Origin of the sequence: Bacillus sp. Root131, assembly GCF_001429475.1 — a bacterium.
Lineage (GTDB): Bacteria > Bacillota > Bacilli > Bacillales > Bacillaceae_G > Bacillus_A > Bacillus_A thuringiensis_S.
Window position 1 is genome coordinate 94,012 of sequence record NZ_LMJQ01000006.1, and the last position, 17,294, is coordinate 111,305.

Consider the following 17,294-nt stretch of genomic DNA (forward strand, 5'->3'; position numbering starts at 1 on the left):
TTTCGTGTACTATAATACAATTATAGTAGCAAACTAACGTTCGTTATGTAAGTGAAAGGTGGGGTTACATGTCACTTCGATTTGTGATTGGTAGAGCGGGAAGTGGAAAAAGTACACTTTGTTTACGCGAAGTGCAAGAAGAGTTAAAACAACGCCCGAGAGGGAAAACAATATTATATCTTGTGCCAGAACAGATGACATTCCAGACGCAGCAGGCGTTAATTGGAAGTGAGGATGTAAGAGGTTCTATTCGGGCACAAGTTTTTAGTTTTTCACGATTAGCGTGGAAGGTACTACAAGAAGTTGGCGGAGCGAGTCGTCTTCATATTGATGAAGCGGGTGTACATATGTTACTCCGTAAAATTGTAGAGTCTCGTAAAGATGGATTATCGGTGTTCCAAAAAGCAGCGGAGCAAAACGGTTTCTTTGAACATCTTGGCAGTATGATTGCAGAGTTTAAACGTTACAATGTAACGCCATCTAACGTATATGAAATGTGGCAACAATTGGATGCGCATAGTAGCAGTGCCGAACAAAAGTTACTAGCGAATAAAGTGTATGATTTACAGCTATTATACGATGATTTTGAACGTGCTTTAATTGGAAAATATTTAGATTCAGAAGACTACCTGCAATTGCTAGTGGAAAAGCTTCCGCAGTCTGAATATGTAAATGGTGCGGAAATTTATATAGATGGATTTCATTCATTCTCCCCGCAAGAGTTAGAGATTGTAAGACAGCTTATGATTTGCGGAGCGAGAGTTACGATCACGTTAACGATAGATGAAAAAACGTTAGCACAGCCAGTAAATGAACTCGATTTATTTTATGAAACGACGTTAACGTATGAAAAAATCAAACAAGTAGCGCGTGAAGAGAAAATAGAAATTGAAAAAATAATTCCACTTATGGAACAGCCGCGTTTTCATTCTCCGGCATTAGCGCATTTAGAAGCTCATTATGAAGCGCGTCCGAATGAAAAATTTAACGGTGAAGCGAGTGTAACGATTAGCACAGCTGCGAATTTACGAGCGGAGGTAGAAGGTGTTGCTCGTGAAATTCGTAAACTTGTTGCGAATGAAAAATATCGTTACCGAGATATTGCAGTGCTTCTTCGTAATGGGGAAAGTTATTACGATGTGATGCGCACGTTATTTACAGATTACAATATCCCGCACTTCATCGATGAAAAGCGTCCGATGTCACACCACCCATTAGTAGAATGTATTCGTTCTGCACTCGAGATTATTAGTGGGAATTGGCGTTATGATGCGGTGTTCCGCTGCGTGAAAACAGAGCTTTTATATCCATTAGACGTAAGAAAAGAAACGATGCGTGAAGAAATGGATGAATTTGAAAATTACTGTTTAGCGTACGGTGTACAAGGAAAGAGGTGGACTTCAGAGGATCCATGGATGTATCGCCGTTATCGTTCTCTTGATGATACGAACGGGATGATTACAGACAGTGAACGTGAAATGGAAGAGAAAATAAATAGGTTACGTGACGTTGTAAGAACACCTGTTATTCGCATGCAAAAAAGGTTAAAGCGTGCAGGAACAGTTATGCAAATGTGTGAAGCAGTTTACTTATTTTTAGAAGAACTGGATGTTCCGAAGAAGCTAGAAGAATTACGTATACGTGCAGAAGAAAGTGGAGATTTCTTATTTGCGACAGATCATGAACAAGTATGGGAAGAAGTAATGAGTCTTCTTGATACATTTGTAGAGATGCTTGGTGAAGAGAAAATGTCTCTTTCTATGTTTACGGACGTTATGTCGACAGGTCTTGAGGCACTTCAATTTGCTAACATTCCGCCGTCATTAGACCAAGTGTTAATTGCTAATATTGATCACTCCAGGTTATCTGACGTGAAAGCAACGTTTATTATAGGTGTAAATGAGGGGGTCATTCCAGCAGCACCTATGGATGAAGGTATGCTTTCTGATGAGGAAAGAGAAGTTCTTGGTGCGGCAGGGATTGAATTAGCGCCAACGACGAGACAAACTTTGTTAGAAGAACAGTTCGTTATGTATCAAATGGTAACGAGAGCGTCTGAGAGGTTATACATTTCATGCCCGCTTGCAGATGAAGAAGGAAAGACGTTACTTGCGTCTAGCTTTATTAAGAAAATAAAAAGAATGTTCCCTAATGTGAAAGATTCATTTATTACGAATGACGTAAATGATTTATCACGTTCAGAACAAATTTCATACGTAGCAACGCCAGAAGTAACGTTATCTTACGTTATGCAGCAACTACAAACGTGGAAGCGATACGGATTTGAAGGGAATTTAGACTTTTGGTGGGACGTATACAACTTCTACGTAACTTCAGATGAATGGAAACAAAAAAGTAGCCGCGTTTTATCAAGTTTATTCTATCGAAATCGTGCGAAGAAACTAAGTACAGCAGTAAGTAGAGATTTATATGGAGATATAATTAAAGGAAGCGTCTCTCGTATGGAACTATTTAACCGTTGTGCATACGCTCATTTTGCACAGCACGGTTTATCACTTAGAGAGCGTGATATTTTCAAGCTTGATGCACCGGACATCGGCGAATTATTCCATGCGGCATTAAAGAAAATTGCGGACAAGTTATTGCGTGAAAACCGTACTTGGGCGGATTTATCCATAAAAGAGTGCGAGCATCTTTCTGTTTTAGTAATAGAAGAAATTGCACCGTTATTACAACGACAAATTTTATTAAGTTCAAACCGTCATTTCTATTTAAAACAAAAACTACAACAAATCATTTTCCGTACGTCAATCATTCTTCGTGAACATGCGAAGTCGAGCGGATTCGTACCAGTTGATTTAGAAGTGCCATTCGGTATGGGCGGTACAGGATCACTTCCGCCGATGGAATTCTCACTACCAAATGGTGTGAAGATGGAAGTAGTCGGCCGTATTGACCGTGTTGATAAGGCAGAAGATGAGAACGGGACGTTCTTACGTATTATTGATTATAAATCAAGTTCAAAAGCGTTAGATTTAACAGAAGTGTATTACGGATTAGCACTTCAAATGTTAACGTATTTAGATGTTGTTACTTCGAATGCACAGACGTGGATGAAAAAAGGCCAAGCAGCATCACCAGCGGGTGTATTGTATTTTCATATCCATAATCCAATTGTTGAAATGAAAGGTGACGCATCTGAAGCCGAAATTGAAAAAGAAATTTTAAAGAAATTTAAAATGAAAGGACTCGTATTAGGAGATGCTGACGTTGTTCGTTTAATGGATAACAAACTTTCAACAGGAAGTTCAGATATTATTTCTGCTGGCCTGAAAAAAGACGGTAGCTTTAGTGCGCGTTCAAGTATTGCAAATGAGCAAGAGTTTAACGTACTGCAAAAATATGTACACCATACGTTTGAAAATATCGGAAAAGATATTACAGAAGGTGTTATCGATATTGCTCCTTATAAAATGGGAAATAAAGCAGCGTGCACGTTCTGTAACTTCAAATCTGTTTGTCAATTTGATGAGTCACTTGAAGATAATCAATTCCGTACGTTAAAAGATATGAAAGATAGTGAAGCGATGGAGAAAATAAGAGAGGAGGTTGGCGGAGAATGATAGAAAATTGGCCTAAAAAACCAGAAGGTAGTCAATGGACAGATGACCAGTGGAAAGCTGTTGTAGCGAACGGACGTGATATTTTAGTTGCGGCTGCAGCTGGATCAGGTAAAACAGCAGTATTAGTTGAACGTATTATTAAAAAGATTATTAATGAAGAGAATCCAGTCGATGTCGACCGCCTGCTCGTTGTAACATTTACAAATGCAGCAGCGCAAGAGATGAAAAATCGAATTGGGGAAGCGTTAGAAAAGGTATTAATTGATGAACCAGGCTCTCAGCATGTAAGAAAGCAACTGAGCCTATTAAATAAAGCTTCCATTTCAACAATTCACTCATTCTGTTTACAAGTAATTAGAGGATATTACTACATGCTGGATGTTGATCCTCGTTTCCGTATTGCGAATCAAACAGAAAATGAATTGTTAAAAGAAGAAGTGCTAGATGACATATTAGAAGAAGAGTACGGAATCGAAGATAATACAATCTTCTTTGAACTTGTTGATCGTTATACGAGTGACCGTAGTGATGATGACTTACAACGTATGATTTTAGCGCTTCATACAGAGTCAAGAGCGCATCCAAATCCGGAAAAATGGCTTGATAAATTAGTAGAAGCATATGACGTAGAAGGAAAGACAATTGAAGATTTAGTATATGCTTCTTATTTATTAGAAGATGTGAAATTCCAGCTTGAAACAGCGGAACAGCATATTCGTAAGGCAACTGAACTCGCAATGCTTCCTGACGGTCCAGCGCCTCGCGTTGAAACCCTGCAAGCAGATGTAGCATTACTTGGAACGTTATCATCAGCTGCTCGTGAGTCGTGGACAAGCGTGTATGAAGCGATGCAAAACGTATCGTGGCAAACGTTAAAGCGTATTAAGAAAAGTGATTACAATGAAGATGTTGTAAAACAAGTAGACTCTCTTCGTAATAAAGCGAAAGATGAAGTAAAGAAATTACAAGAAGAGTTATTTAGCCGCAAACCTGAAAGTTTCTTACGAGATTTTCAAGATATGCACCCAGTATTAGAAAAGCTTGTTCAACTTGTAAAAGTATTTACAGAGCGTTTCCAAGCGATGAAGCGAGATAAAGGAATGGTCGATTTCACAGATTTAGAGCATTTCTGTTTACAAATTTTAAGTGAACAAAGTGAAAATGGTGAAATGAATCCGTCAGCAGTGGCGTTCCAATATCGTAATAAATTTACTGAAGTATTAGTCGATGAATATCAAGATACGAACTTTGTACAGGAATCCATTATTAAATTCGTAACGAAAGATTCTGAGAGTGAAGGAAACTTGTTCATGGTTGGTGACGTAAAGCAGTCGATTTATCGTTTCCGACTAGCTGAACCAGGACTATTCCTAGGAAAGTATAAACGCTTCACACAAGAAGGATTGGGCGGCGGAATGAAGATTGACTTAGCGAAAAACTTCCGTAGTCGTCATGAAGTACTAGCAGGTACGAACTTCATTTTCAAACAAATTATGGGCGAAGAAGTTGGAGAGATTGACTACGATGCTGACGCTGAATTAAAACTAGGTGCTACCTATCCAGAAGGTGAAGATGTAGCGGCAGAATTACTCTGTATTCAGCAAACGGAAGAAGAAGTAATAGACGGTGAAGAAGGTGCAGAAGTCGAAAAAGCACAGCTTGAAGCTCGCCTTATGGCGCAGCGCATTAAAGCGATGGTTGATTCCGGTTATGAAGTGTATGACCGTAAAACGGATAGTATGCGTCCTGTACAATACCGCGACTTCGTTATTTTACTTCGCTCCATGCCGTGGGCGCCGCAAATTATGGAAGAGTTAAAATTGCAAGGAATTCCGGTATATGCTGACCTTGCGACTGGTTATTTTGAAGCAACGGAAGTAAATATTATGATGAACGTATTCCGCGTTATTGATAATCCGATGCAAGATATCCCGCTTGCAGCTGTACTTCGTTCCCCAATCGTTGGATTAAACGATGAAGACCTTGCGACGCTTCGTGCTCACGGAAAGAAAGGCTCGTTTTATGAAGTAATGAGCTCATTCTTAAAAGGTGCACCGCTTGAAGAGGAACAAGAACTTCATGAAAAACTAGAGTGGTTTTATAACTTACTGCAAGGATGGCGTGAATTTGCACGTCAACAATCACTTTCTGATTTAATTTGGAAAGTGTACGGCGAGACAGGTTATTACGACTTCGTTGGCGGTTTACCAGCTGGAAAGCAAAGGCAGGCAAACTTACGCGTACTATATGACCGTGCAAGACAATATGAAGCAACATCATTTAGAGGATTATTCCGCTTCTTACGTTTTATTGAACGTATTTTAGAACGCGGTGATGATATGGGGACGGCGAGGGCCCTCGGTGAACAAGAAGACGTTGTTCGCATCATGACGATCCATAAAAGTAAAGGGCTAGAGTTCCCGGTTGTATTTGTAGCTGGACTCGGCCGTCGTTTTAATACACAAGACTTAATGAAACGTTTCTTACTCCATAAAGATTTCGGTTTCGGTTCGCAATTTATCGATCCGCGTAAACGAATTAAATACACGACATTATCACAGCTTGCGATTAAACGTAAAATGAAAATGGAATTAATTGCGGAAGAAATGCGCGTACTATACGTAGCGTTGACGCGTGCGAAAGAGAAGTTAATTTTAATCGGAACAGTTAAGGATGCAAATAAGGAGATGGAAAAATGGCTTGATGCGAGGGAACATAGTGAATGGTTATTACCGGATCACATACGTGCCGGAGCGTCTTGTTATTTAGACTGGATTGCACCTTCATTATATAGACACCGTGATAGTGAAATGCTTCTTGAATTAGGACAAGGAAGTATTCCAGATGAAATTTACGGGTATGACACGAACTGGAAAGTAGAAGTTGTGGACGGTAACACGCTACTTGCACCAGAGCCAGTTCAAGAAGAGAAACAAGAATTGTTAGAAGCGCTTCGTGAGAAAAAGGCTGTTCCCCTGCAAAGTGAACGGAAAGAAGAAGTGTACGACAGATTAATGTGGAAGTACGGATATGAGGATGCAACATCTTATCGTGCGAAGCAATCTGTTACAGAAATAAAGAGAAATTATCAATCTGAAGAAGGTAGCGATAATGCCTTTATTAAAAAACTACGTACGCCAATTAAAACACGTCCGCGCTTTATGGAGAAAAAAGGATTAACGTACGCAGAGCGTGGAACAGCAGTCCATGCCGTTATGCAGCATGTTGATTTGAAGAAGCCGATTACGGTTGAAGTTCTGCAAGAGCAAATTGCTGGAATGGTAAATAAGGAATTATTAACATTCGAGCAGGCGGAAGAAATAGCGATTGAAAAAGTAATTTCATTCTTTGACAGTGATTTAGGTAAAAGGGTACTAGCGGCGAAAAGTGTTGAGCGTGAAGTGCCATTTACGATGATGCTTGCAGCAGAAGAAGCATATCAAGATTGGCAAGGGAAGAGTGAAGAAACGATTCTTGTCCAAGGGGTTATCGACTGCATGATTGAAGAGGAAGACGGCATTACGTTAATCGACTTCAAAACAGATACGATTGAAGGGAAATTCCCAGGCGGATTCGAACAAGCAAAACCAATTTTAGAAGATCGATATAAAGTACAGCTTTCGTTATATGCAAAAGCGCTGGAGAAAAGCTTACAACATCCTGTGAAAGAGAAATGTTTATACTTCTTTGATGGGAATCATGTTGTAAATATTGAGGAATAGAGGGGCTTGAAAATGGTAACGGAAAAAACGTTAAGAACTTGTGAAAAAGGACATGAATACTACAAAAGTAGCGATTGCCCAACTTGCCCGACTTGTGAGAAAGAAAAGAAACCTAAAACAGGATTTCTTTCACTTCTTTCATCACCAGCACGAAATGCGCTGCAACATCATGGAATTCACACGATAGAAGAACTATCCAAGTATAGTGAAAAAGAGATTTTAAAACTGCATGGTATGGGACCTGCGTCTATGCCGAAGCTTAGAAAGGCTTTGGAGGAGAGAGGGTTATCATTTAAATAAAATGAAATAGTGCCTCTTTACTACTTACTTGTTTATACTGCTATTTGTGGACAGTAAAGCTCTTTCTTATTAAAATTTCATTTTAATAATTTTGAATTAGATAAAAGAAAAAAGTAGGAGAATATCTCCTACTTTTTTTACGCTGTTCCAATCTGATCTTGATCCGCCACATCAGAATCAAACGTATTTGTTGCACTAACACCGTTAAACGTATTTACGACAAATCCAACATTGGAAGCCCCAGATCCGTTATAAGCTTTCGTGTTTTCTTTCGGAGATACGTTATAAAAATCTCCTAAGTTGAAAGAGCCGTTACTATTTTGAACGACGAGATTTCCTACAACCGAAGGCATACCATCCACCTACTTTACTAAGCTTTTTACTTACTATATGAATTATTGTGCGGAAGGTTCATCCGTAATATATTGGCGGATTTGCATAATACGAGAGTTATTAAAACCATAATCAACATTTCCAATTTGAAAGCAACCAGAATTTAAAAGTGTCCGCAATTCAACATTATTAACTTCAATAAAAGGGCATTCATTTACAATATTTAATTTTACATCTGTCGTTCGTTTTGGAATTGTAATGTGTTCATCTGTAAAGATTTCAAAAGCATCAAAGCGACCTTCTCCCCTTATATAACAAGGAATTTCACGGTGGACGGCAAGAGCTCTACTTTTTAATTCCATTTGGTTTGCATCTCCAACTTGAAATACGGCAGTAATCCCTAAAGAAATAATAGAAACATTTTGGACAATGGACACATGATGCAACATAATTTCTCAGTCTCCTTAACCTGGAGTAGGAGGGACATCTGTTACTAATGGTACAAATGGACCCTCTGTAACTGTTTCAAATGGTGTATCGAGAATAGAAGATAGAATGAGGAGATTTGCATCTCCAATTAAAAAGAGTGCGGACGACGATACACCGTTCATTTTAATCTGTCCGACTTTTAACTCACGGTTTACAACGTTAAGGTTCATACATACTTACTCCTTTCGGAAATTTCCCGGTATGTGCTGAATAAATGAGAGAAAGGCTTTGTCAATATCTTGTTTCATTGCCTGGATAATGATATCTCGTAAATAATCTGGATCTGTTGAAATACCTTCATATGATTGAACTTGTGATAAATAATAAGGGAGTCGATGCTCCATCTGTTTTTTTATGTCATCCACCATCATTTGTCGATACATTTCATCAAGCGGTGTTCTCTCTTCTTGTTCAAAATGGAGAATACGATTATATGCTTCTTCATCTAAGTATCGATGCATTTCTTGGAGGATACCTTGATAAAAGTCTGGGTTTGTTTCGGTTTCAGGATTTACCTTCAATGTTTCTGTATCCACTTGAAAATCTTCAATTTGTTGTCCTTTTGCTGAAAATGGGTTTAAGCCAATATTTAAAGTGCCATTTAAATTTTCGACTTTTAATTGATCGAATTTGTATTCCACTTTTCCTACAGAAGAGGAGGGGCGATTTTTTAATTCGTTAAGCTCTTCTTGGAGTTGACGCACTTGATCTTCTAAATTGAGGATGGCTGCTTGTTGTGTTTGAAGAGCTTGTTGAAGTTGGTGTAAGTAAGTATATATATCTTGATTCATTTGTGAAACCTCCTTTTCAATAGGGAGGGTAAAAATATTCCTGCTATATATTTATGACAAGGATGTCTTAAGAAGAACTAGTTGATGGTTTGATAGAAATAATTTGTCCGTTTGCCTGTAATGGGCGAAGCGGCTCCGTAAATCCGCCCGTATTTGAAAATTTGGATAGGGCTTTAATACTTCCGGCAGTGCCAATTTGGAATACAGAAGAGGTTGTAATGCTATCAATTTTAATGCTGTTAATGATAATGCTTTGGTTTACGTAAAAATTCAATACAATCGCCCCCTTTAAGTTGAACCAATTATCGCTTGATCAACGACATCTGAATCATTAACAGTCGTTGCACTTTGATAATTGTAGACAGAAACATTATCTCCAACATTAAAAGAGCCGGCCCCGGCGAAAGCACGTGAGTAACTAATAGGCCTAATCGCAAATACATCTCCAATATGAAAAATACCACTTGATCCAATATTGACGATACGAATATGTCCGACCATAGCTGGCATACAAAACACCCTTCGTTTTTAAAATTTTCTTTTCTACTATTGTATGGGCGTTTCCGATAAAATGTGTGTTTTTTTGAAATAAAAGAAACACACACATTATTGCGTGTGTGTGTTGAGTGTTTGATTTGAGTGAAAATCCGTATGTACATGCCAAATTACATTTAAGAGCCTGTCCAGTTCTTGGCTACAATCCACTGTTTTTTGAGAAGTCATTCCATAGCGTTCAGCAAAATAAATCATTTTTTCACGTTTTTTTTCAATCGCTTGCTCAAACATTGAAATCGGCTCCATCTCTAAATGAAATTTTTAGTATATATGTAGTACATATTATACAAAAACTCCATAAAAAAGAAATACCTTCGCTAAAAAAAGTAAAAATTCTACATTTTATGCCAAATGTAGAGGGGTAACGAATAGGATGTGAGAAGAATATTGTAAAAATTAGCGTGCATGAGAAGGTTTTTTTCTTGCGGATGCGAATACAATTAAAGGGTATGAGTTTTAGGATGGAGAGTGGAAATATTGCGTTTTGTAACGGCGAAGAAAGAAGAAAAGGTATTTGTAGGTATTGTGGATGAAGAAGAAGAAAAGGTATTACACTTAAGAGAAGCGCAAAGACAAAAAAGGGAAAAGGTTACAATCCCTATTACAATGTTAGAGTGTATTGAAAGAGGGACTGAGTGCTTTGAGAAAGTATGTGAAATTGTAAATTGGGCAAAAGAGAACGGGGAAGCGGCGTATTATCCGTTAACAGAGGTGAAAATATTAGCACCGATTCCAAGGCCAAGAAAGAATATTTTGTGCGTTGGAAAAAACTATCGTGAGCATGCGGTAGAAATGGGCGGAGTAGAGTCTATTCCAGAAAATATAATGATCTTTACGAAAGCACCAACAACAGTTATTGGCATAAATGAGCAAATTAATGGTCACCCTCACGCAACGGACGAACTAGATTATGAAGGAGAACTAGCTGTCATTATAGGTAAGCGAGGGAAGCAAATTAAAAAAGAAAAAGCGCTTGAGCATGTTTTTGGTTATACGATTATAAATGATGTAACAGCTCGAGACATTCAAAGAAAACATAAACAGTTTTTCCTTGGGAAAAGCTTCGATACATTTTGCCCGATGGGACCGTATTTAATTCATAAATCGGTGGTTAATGCGCCGAATGCATTACACATTGAAACGGTAGTAAATGGAGAAGTAAGGCAAACTTCCAACACAAATAAAATGATTTTTTCGATAGAAGAAATTATTTCAACGATAAGCAAAGGAATGACTTTAGAACCAGGTGATATTATCGCAACAGGAACCCCGGCTGGTGTCGGAAAAGGTTTTACACCACCGAAGTTTTTACATGCTGGTGATGAAGTGGTCATTACAGTAGAAGGAATTGGTACTTTGCGAAATGTAGTGAAATAAAGAAAAGAGCTATCTTGTTAAAAGATAGCTCTTTTTTATGGCCTTGGGTTATAGAGGTAATCGATAACGGAAAAAGTGTAAAGGCCAATGAATGCAAGTGTACAAATGCCAAATAGTATAACCGTAAGTGCACTTTTTTCTCGTCCAAAACCAATGATAGTAAGAATAACAGCAGTCCAAAATGATGCTTTCAGTAGTGTGAATGTAGTAGGAGTTGAGTAGTGAGTAAGCCATGTTGTGGAAAGTAGGAAGCCACAGAATGTAACTAAAATAAAAGATGTAGCTAAATAGTTAATCTGTTTACCGTATCTTAATAGCATATCGCACCTCCTTTACGATTTTAAAATACAGAAAATTACGATTTTATCTTAATATAAATGAATATAAAAAGAAAGAGGTTGTCCCAACATGCCGGACAACCTCTCTATTATTATGATAATACAGCTTTAATTTTTTGGAATGCCCACTCTAAATCTTCTTCAGAGATTACTAGAGGTGGTGCGATACGAATTACGTTTTCGTGTGTTTCTTTACATAGTAGACCAGCTGCTTTTAGTTGTTCACAGTAAGGACGAGCTGGCTCGTTTAATTCGATACCAATGAATAAACCTTTACCGCGAACTTCAGTGATCATTGGGTTATCAATTTCTTTTAATTGCCCAACTAATTTTTCTCCTAATTGAAGAGAACGCTCTGTTAATTTTTCTTCTTCTAACACTTCAAGAGCTGCGATAGATACAGCACATGCAAGTGGGTTACCGCCGAATGTAGAACCGTGAGAACCTGGCTCAAATACACCTAAAATGTCGCGGTTTGCTGCAACGCAAGAGATCGGGAACACACCGCCACCAAGTGCTTTACCAAGTATGTACATGTCAGGAGTTACATCGTCCCAGTCACAAGCGAATACTTTACCAGTACGGCCTAAGCCTGTTTGGATTTCATCGGCTACGAATAAAACGTTTTCTTTTTTACATACTTCAAGAGCTTCTTTTAAGTAACCAGCTGGTGGGATGTTAATTCCAGCTTCACCTTGAATCGGTTCTAAAATGAATGCTGCTGTGTTTGGTGTAATTGCGGCTTTTAATGCTTCTAAATCACCGTAAGGAATTACAACGATGCCAGGAAGCATTGGACCGAATCCACGCTTGTACTCTTCATTTGAAGACATAGAAACAGAACCCATTGTACGTCCGTGGAAGTTATCTTCACAAACGATGATTTCAGCACGGTTTGCTTCTACTTTCTTCACATCATAAGCCCAGCGGCGAACTGTTTTAATTGCAGTTTCAACAGCTTCAGCACCTGTGTTCATTGGAAGTACCATTTCTTTATTAGTTAGTTTCGCAACTTTTTCGTACCAAGGACCTAATTGATCGCTATGGAAAGCACGAGAAGTTAACGTAACACGATTAGCTTGGTCAATTAAAGCGTTAATAATTTTCGGGTGACGATGACCTTGGTTTACTGCAGAATATGCACTTAATAAGTCCATATAGCGGTTTCCTTCAGGATCTTCTACCCAAACACCTTCTGCTTTAGAAATAACGATTGGAAGTGGGTGATAGTTATTTGCTCCGTATGTGTCTGTAAGTTCGATAATATCCTTAGTTTGAATCATGATTGTTCCCCCTTTTGTTATTACAAGAAGTTTGTAAATACTCTAAATATTATATCATTTAAATGTAAAAAAGCGAAACATTTCCTGAAAATAAATGAACATGTTATCATATAGAGTGAAAAAGTGTGAAAAGAGGAGGTAAGGGATACGATGGTACATATGCATATTACAGCATGGGCGTTAGGTTTAATTTTATTCTTCGTTGCGTATTCACTTTATTCAGCAGGAAGAAAAGGTAAAGGTGTACATATGGGGCTTCGCCTAATGTATATCATCATTATTGTGACAGGCTTCATGTTGTACATGAGTATTGTGAAGACAGCAACAGGTAGCATGCACATGTGGTATGGCTTAAAAATGTTAACTGGTATTTTAGTTATCGGTGGAATGGAAATGGTTCTTGTGAAAATGAGCAAAAACAAACCAACAGGGGCGGTTTGGGGCTTATTTATTGTTGCGCTAGTAGCAGTATTTTACCTTGGACTGAAATTACCGATTGGCTGGAAAGTATTCTAATAAAAAATAAAACCACCTTATAATCTCAAAGACTTGGGAGATAAGGTGGTTTTTTACGTTATCCCGTATTAACTGGCAGTAAAACTCCCACCTCAAAATTCAGCTTAAGCAAAGAAGTTAGGCGGGAGATCAACTGCTCGTAAACACCCGATTGGTGAAGGCTAATAATCAGTGGGGCTGCCCCACTGATTAAAGTTTCACTTTATGTCGCATCGATATGCAACTCTTCCCCATTTACTTTCGTAAAACGGAACATATTTTTATTGGATGTAGTGTGACGGACGAAATGGTGCTGCAGTGTACAAATCATCTCTTCGTTATCAAACAAAAGAATATTTACTCCTTCGCGTGACTCCTCTTTCGGTAAGAAAGATAAATAATTATGACAATACATGCAATCATATAAAGAGTAGTGAAGTGATTGCAATGATTCAGTTAATAATGTGAAGACGGAGTCAGGTAATTCCTCGAGCCATTCATTATAACTAAGAAGTAACTTTTTTCGAATACGTATCATTTCACCATTTTGCAAATGGTGTTGTTCGTTGGCGATTTGTAATACATCTTGTTCATAGAAACGGGCTGGTAGCCAATTGTTATTATATAAAACTTCAAACCCATCTTCGGCAATATCTTCTAATAAAAACGCTTCATCATTTTCATCATCAAAGAATACCCATTCATTGTTTATATATTCTACATTACCGACTGTATGAGCACGGGGCTGGTTATATAAAATATGTTTACGTTGTATCATACACGATTTCTCCTTTATGAAAAGTAGTTATTCCTGTTATAGACAGTTCGTGCATTCTTTATAACTAGACACATCTAAACATAGGTGGGCATACAATAAAACACGTTTTACTGAGTGAGAATGCTATTCCAAATGTGGATAGTAGGTTATCGTCAAGTTTGTCATTTTTTTGATCCGCACTCACAGGGTGGGGATTACTGCACGTTCAAGAAAAGAAATAAGATGGAAGGATGATTTATATGTGCGGGATTACAGGATGGGTGGATTATAAACGCTCATTAGAAGGAGAAAGAGATGTCGTTACGAAGATGGCTGAGACGTTAGCGAAACGCGGTCCAGATGATAATAAAGTTTGGATTAAAGGTAATGTCGCATTTGGGCATAAACGGTTAATCGTTGTTGATCCTGAGGGTGGTAAACAACCGATGACTTGTTTAAAAGATGAAACGAATTATGCCATTTGTTATAACGGTGAACTTTATAACACAGAAGACATTCGAAAGGAATTATTAAGAAGAGGATATACGTTCAAAGGTCATTCTGATACAGAAGTATTATTAGCTTCTTATATTGAATGGAAAGAAGAATGTGTCGATCATTTAAACGGTATATATGCGTTTGCAGTATGGGACGAACAGAAAGAACAAGTATTTATTGCGAGAGATCGATTAGGTGTAAAGCCACTTTTTTATAAATATGATAGCGGACGCTTATTATTTGGTTCGGAGTTAAAAGCGATATTGTCGCATCCAGATGTGAAGGCAGAAGTAACATTAGAAGGATTATCAGAAATATTCGGACTCGGACCGTCAAGAACACCTGGCCACGGTATTTATGCTGGTATAAAAGAATTACGTCCAGGTCATGCGATGACATTTTCAAAGAACGGTTTATGTATATGGAGATATTGGAATGTGGAAAGTAAAAAACATGAAGACTCCTTTGAAGAAACAGTAGAGAAAACACGCTTTTTATTACAAGATGCGATTACAAGGCAGCTCGTTTCTGATGTACCACTATGTACTTTTCTATCAGGCGGTGTAGATTCGAGCGCTATAACAGCAATTGCTGCGAAAGAATATGCAAGGTCAGGAAAAGGGCAATTACACACATATTCTGTTGATTATGAAGATAATGACAAATACTTTAAAGCGAATGCGTTTCAGCCAAATTCAGATGCTCCGTTTATTAATTTAATGACTGAGACATTTCAAACAACCCATCATCGCTGCGTCATTTCGAATGAACAATTAGCAGAGTATTTAACTGAAGCGGTACTCGTTCGTGATTTGCCTGGTATGGCAGATATCGATTCGTCATTATTATGGTTTTGCCGAGAAATTAAACAAGATTTTGTCGTTGGCTTATCTGGAGAATGTGCAGATGAAATATTTGGTGGATATCCGTGGTTTTATAGAGAAGATGATTTACAATCGAGTGCATTTCCGTGGATGCGTTCTACAGAGGCACGTGAACAACTTCTAAAAAAAGAATGGAGAAATAAACTAAATTTACAACAATATGTACAAAGGCGCTATGAGGAATCGATTCAAGAAGTTCCTATTTTAGAGGGGGAAAGTCCACTAGAAGCAAAAAGACGCCAATTATTTTATTTAAATATGGTATGGTTTATGACAACATTATTAGACAGAAAAGACCGTATGAGTATGGGGGCAAGTTTAGAAGTACGCGTTCCATTTGCAGATCATCGTCTTGTCGAATATGCGTGGAATATTCCTTGGGAAATGAAAATGTATAAAAACCGCGAAAAAGGTCTATTACGTAAAGCGTTAGAAGATGTACTCCCACATGACATCTTATATAGGAAGAAGAGTCCTTATCCGAAAACGCACAATCCACACTATACAAAGGCAGTAACGGTATGGCTTCAAAATCTATTAACAGATAAAGGTTCAATTTTACACGAACTATTTGATAAAGAGCAGTTGAGCGGATTGATTCAGTCTGGTGGCAGTGCATTTCAAACACCGTGGTTTGGTCAATTGATGACTGGGCCACAGCTTTTAGCTCATTTAGCACAAATTCATGTTTGGTTTAAAGAGTATGGGGTAAATATTAAAGAATAGGAGAAAAGCGGCTTGCAATTATGTAAGTCGCTTTTATTAAAGAAATTGTCATATAAAATTCAAAATCACCTTATAAATAATACTTAATTAGAATTATTATTTTGACGTACTTATTATTACTTGTTATAATTTGAAACAAACGTTCTGAAAAGTATTCTCATTTATAAAATTGAGGTGTTATATAGATGACAAAGGAAAAAATAGGTTTACTCGTAATGGCGTATGGAACACCAGAATCATTAGACGATGTAGAGGCATATTATACACATATCCGTCACGGACGTAAGCCATCAGAAGAAGCGCTTGAAGATTTAATTGGGCGCTATAAAGCGATTGGTGGAATTTCGCCGCTTGCAAAAATTACGAAAGAGCAGGCGCATAAATTAACAGATTCAATGAATAATATATTTACAGAGTATGAATTTACTTGTTACTTAGGTTTAAAACATACTGCGCCATTTATAGAAGATGCTGTAGAAGAAATGAAGCGAGATGGAATTGAGCAGGCGATTAGTATCGTATTAGCACCGCACTATTCTACATTTAGCATTAAAGCGTATAATGACCGTGCTATTCGTCTTTCAAAAGAAATCGGTGGTCCTGTGATTGAACCAATTGAACAATGGTACGATGAACCGAAGTTTATTTCGTATTGGACAGATCAAATAAAAGAAACATTTACAAAGATTGAAGATAAAGAGAAAACAGTTGTAATTTTTTCGGCGCATAGTTTGCCAGAAACAATTATTGCAGCAGGGGACCCTTATGTGGAGCAATTGCAGCATACAGCAGATTTAATTGCGGGGGCTGCCAATATTCAAAACTATACAACGGGTTGGCAAAGTGCTGGGAATACTCCAGATCCGTGGATTGGTCCAGATGTGCAAGATTTAACGAAAGATTTATATGAAGAGCATGGGTACGAATCTTTCATATATTGCCCAGTTGGCTTTGTGGCAGAGCATTTAGAAGTTTTATATGACAATGATTATGAATGTAAAGTTGTAACTGATGAATTAAATGCTAAATATTTTAGACCAAATATGCCGAATGCACAATCTGCATTTATCGACTGTTTGGCTGAAATTGTTTCCAAAAAAGTGAAGGAAATAGTTGACAAAGATTTAGTTTTAAATAATAATTAATTTATAATAATTTTAAA

The 17,294-nt window shown here is 37.8% G+C and carries 17 protein-coding genes; 7 read left to right on the top strand and 10 right to left on the bottom strand.

What is annotated here, in order from left to right; all coding sequences use genetic code 11:
* The first annotated feature begins 68 nt into the window (after positions 1–68).
* Genes addB through ASE54_RS17870 form a run of 3 tightly spaced genes read left to right on the top strand, consistent with a single transcriptional unit; the run spans position 69 to position 7,606 of the window.
* The gene (addB, locus tag ASE54_RS17860; protein ID WP_000058587.1) at positions 69–3,584 is read left to right on the top strand and encodes a helicase-exonuclease AddAB subunit AddB; all 3,516 of its coding nucleotides are present in this window, start codon (positions 69–71) and stop codon (positions 3,582–3,584) included.
* Positions 3,581–7,306 carry a helicase-exonuclease AddAB subunit AddA gene (gene addA / locus ASE54_RS17865; protein WP_000572302.1) on the top strand — a complete coding sequence of 1,242 codons (3,726 nt, stop codon included), beginning with the start codon at positions 3,581–3,583 and terminating at the stop codon, positions 7,304–7,306. The genes addB and addA overlap by 4 nt, the downstream gene beginning before the upstream one ends.
* Positions 7,307–7,318: 12 nt before the next feature.
* Positions 7,319–7,606, top strand: coding sequence for an RNA polymerase alpha subunit C-terminal domain-containing protein (locus ASE54_RS17870; protein ID WP_000255718.1), 288 nt, complete (start codon positions 7,319–7,321; stop codon positions 7,604–7,606).
* A gap of 137 nt (positions 7,607–7,743) precedes the next feature.
* On the opposite strand, the gene gerPF is transcribed toward ASE54_RS17870, so the two are convergent.
* From gerPF to ASE54_RS17905, 7 genes are all read right to left on the bottom strand, one after another.
* Positions 7,744–7,959: a spore germination protein GerPF gene (gene gerPF, locus ASE54_RS17875; RefSeq protein ID WP_001141566.1), complete on the bottom strand. Its 216-nt coding sequence runs from the start codon at positions 7,957–7,959 to the stop codon at positions 7,744–7,746.
* A gap of 42 nt (positions 7,960–8,001) precedes the next feature.
* The gene (locus ASE54_RS17880) at positions 8,002–8,388 is read right to left on the bottom strand and encodes a spore germination protein GerPE (RefSeq protein ID WP_000902327.1); all 387 of its coding nucleotides are present in this window, start codon (positions 8,386–8,388) and stop codon (positions 8,002–8,004) included.
* A gap of 15 nt (positions 8,389–8,403) precedes the next feature.
* Positions 8,404–8,598 (bottom strand): spore germination protein GerPD, encoded by a 195-nt coding sequence (gerPD, locus tag ASE54_RS17885; RefSeq protein ID WP_001052807.1) that lies wholly within the window; start codon positions 8,596–8,598, stop codon positions 8,404–8,406.
* A gap of 6 nt (positions 8,599–8,604) precedes the next feature.
* On the bottom strand, positions 8,605–9,219 hold the full coding sequence (gene gerPC, locus ASE54_RS17890) for a spore germination protein GerPC (RefSeq protein ID WP_001070761.1): 615 nt from the start codon (positions 9,217–9,219) through the stop codon (positions 8,605–8,607).
* A gap of 67 nt (positions 9,220–9,286) precedes the next feature.
* Entirely contained in the window at positions 9,287–9,493 is a 207-nt protein-coding gene (gene gerPB, locus ASE54_RS17895) for a spore germination protein GerPB (RefSeq protein WP_001012509.1), read from the bottom strand.
* Positions 9,494–9,507: 14 nt separating this feature from the next.
* A complete protein-coding gene (gene gerPA / locus ASE54_RS17900) occupies positions 9,508–9,729 on the bottom strand; it encodes a spore germination protein GerPA (RefSeq protein WP_001111188.1) in 222 nt (73 codons plus the stop codon).
* Between the two features lie 96 nt (positions 9,730–9,825).
* A complete protein-coding gene (locus ASE54_RS17905) occupies positions 9,826–10,005 on the bottom strand; it encodes an aspartyl-phosphate phosphatase Spo0E family protein (protein ID WP_000462848.1) in 180 nt (59 codons plus the stop codon).
* Positions 10,006–10,251: 246 nt separating this feature from the next.
* Between ASE54_RS17905 and ASE54_RS17910 the strand changes: the two genes are divergently transcribed.
* Complete coding sequence (locus tag ASE54_RS17910; protein WP_001213085.1) at positions 10,252–11,151, top strand: fumarylacetoacetate hydrolase family protein; 900 nt, start codon at positions 10,252–10,254, stop codon at positions 11,149–11,151.
* 35 nt (positions 11,152–11,186) lie between these two features.
* On the opposite strand, the gene ASE54_RS17915 is transcribed toward ASE54_RS17910, so the two are convergent.
* Both ASE54_RS17915 and rocD read right to left on the bottom strand, forming a co-directional pair.
* Positions 11,187–11,471 carry a hypothetical protein gene (locus ASE54_RS17915; RefSeq protein WP_000926870.1) on the bottom strand — a complete coding sequence of 95 codons (285 nt, stop codon included), beginning with the start codon at positions 11,469–11,471 and terminating at the stop codon, positions 11,187–11,189.
* Between the two features lie 110 nt (positions 11,472–11,581).
* Complete coding sequence (rocD, locus tag ASE54_RS17920; protein ID WP_000616660.1) at positions 11,582–12,772, bottom strand: ornithine aminotransferase; 1,191 nt, start codon at positions 12,770–12,772, stop codon at positions 11,582–11,584.
* 150 nt (positions 12,773–12,922) lie between these two features.
* On the opposite strand from rocD, the gene ASE54_RS17925 reads away from it, so the two are divergent.
* Positions 12,923–13,288, top strand: a complete 366-nt coding sequence (locus ASE54_RS17925) for a YisL family protein (protein WP_000233496.1) — start codon at positions 12,923–12,925, stop codon at positions 13,286–13,288.
* Positions 13,289–13,490: 202 nt separating this feature from the next.
* Here the strand turns inward: ASE54_RS17925 and ASE54_RS17930 are convergent, their stop codons facing one another.
* Positions 13,491–14,045, bottom strand: a complete 555-nt coding sequence (locus ASE54_RS17930; protein WP_000616051.1) for a DUF2777 domain-containing protein — start codon at positions 14,043–14,045, stop codon at positions 13,491–13,493.
* Between the two features lie 239 nt (positions 14,046–14,284).
* On the opposite strand from ASE54_RS17930, the gene asnB reads away from it, so the two are divergent.
* Both asnB and hemH read left to right on the top strand, forming a co-directional pair.
* Positions 14,285–16,132, top strand: a complete 1,848-nt coding sequence (gene asnB, locus ASE54_RS17935) for an asparagine synthase (glutamine-hydrolyzing) (protein WP_000333993.1) — start codon at positions 14,285–14,287, stop codon at positions 16,130–16,132.
* Positions 16,133–16,317: 185 nt separating this feature from the next.
* Complete coding sequence (gene hemH, locus ASE54_RS17940) at positions 16,318–17,277, top strand: ferrochelatase (RefSeq protein WP_000159538.1); 960 nt, start codon at positions 16,318–16,320, stop codon at positions 17,275–17,277.
* Positions 17,278–17,294: the final 17 nt, after the last annotated feature.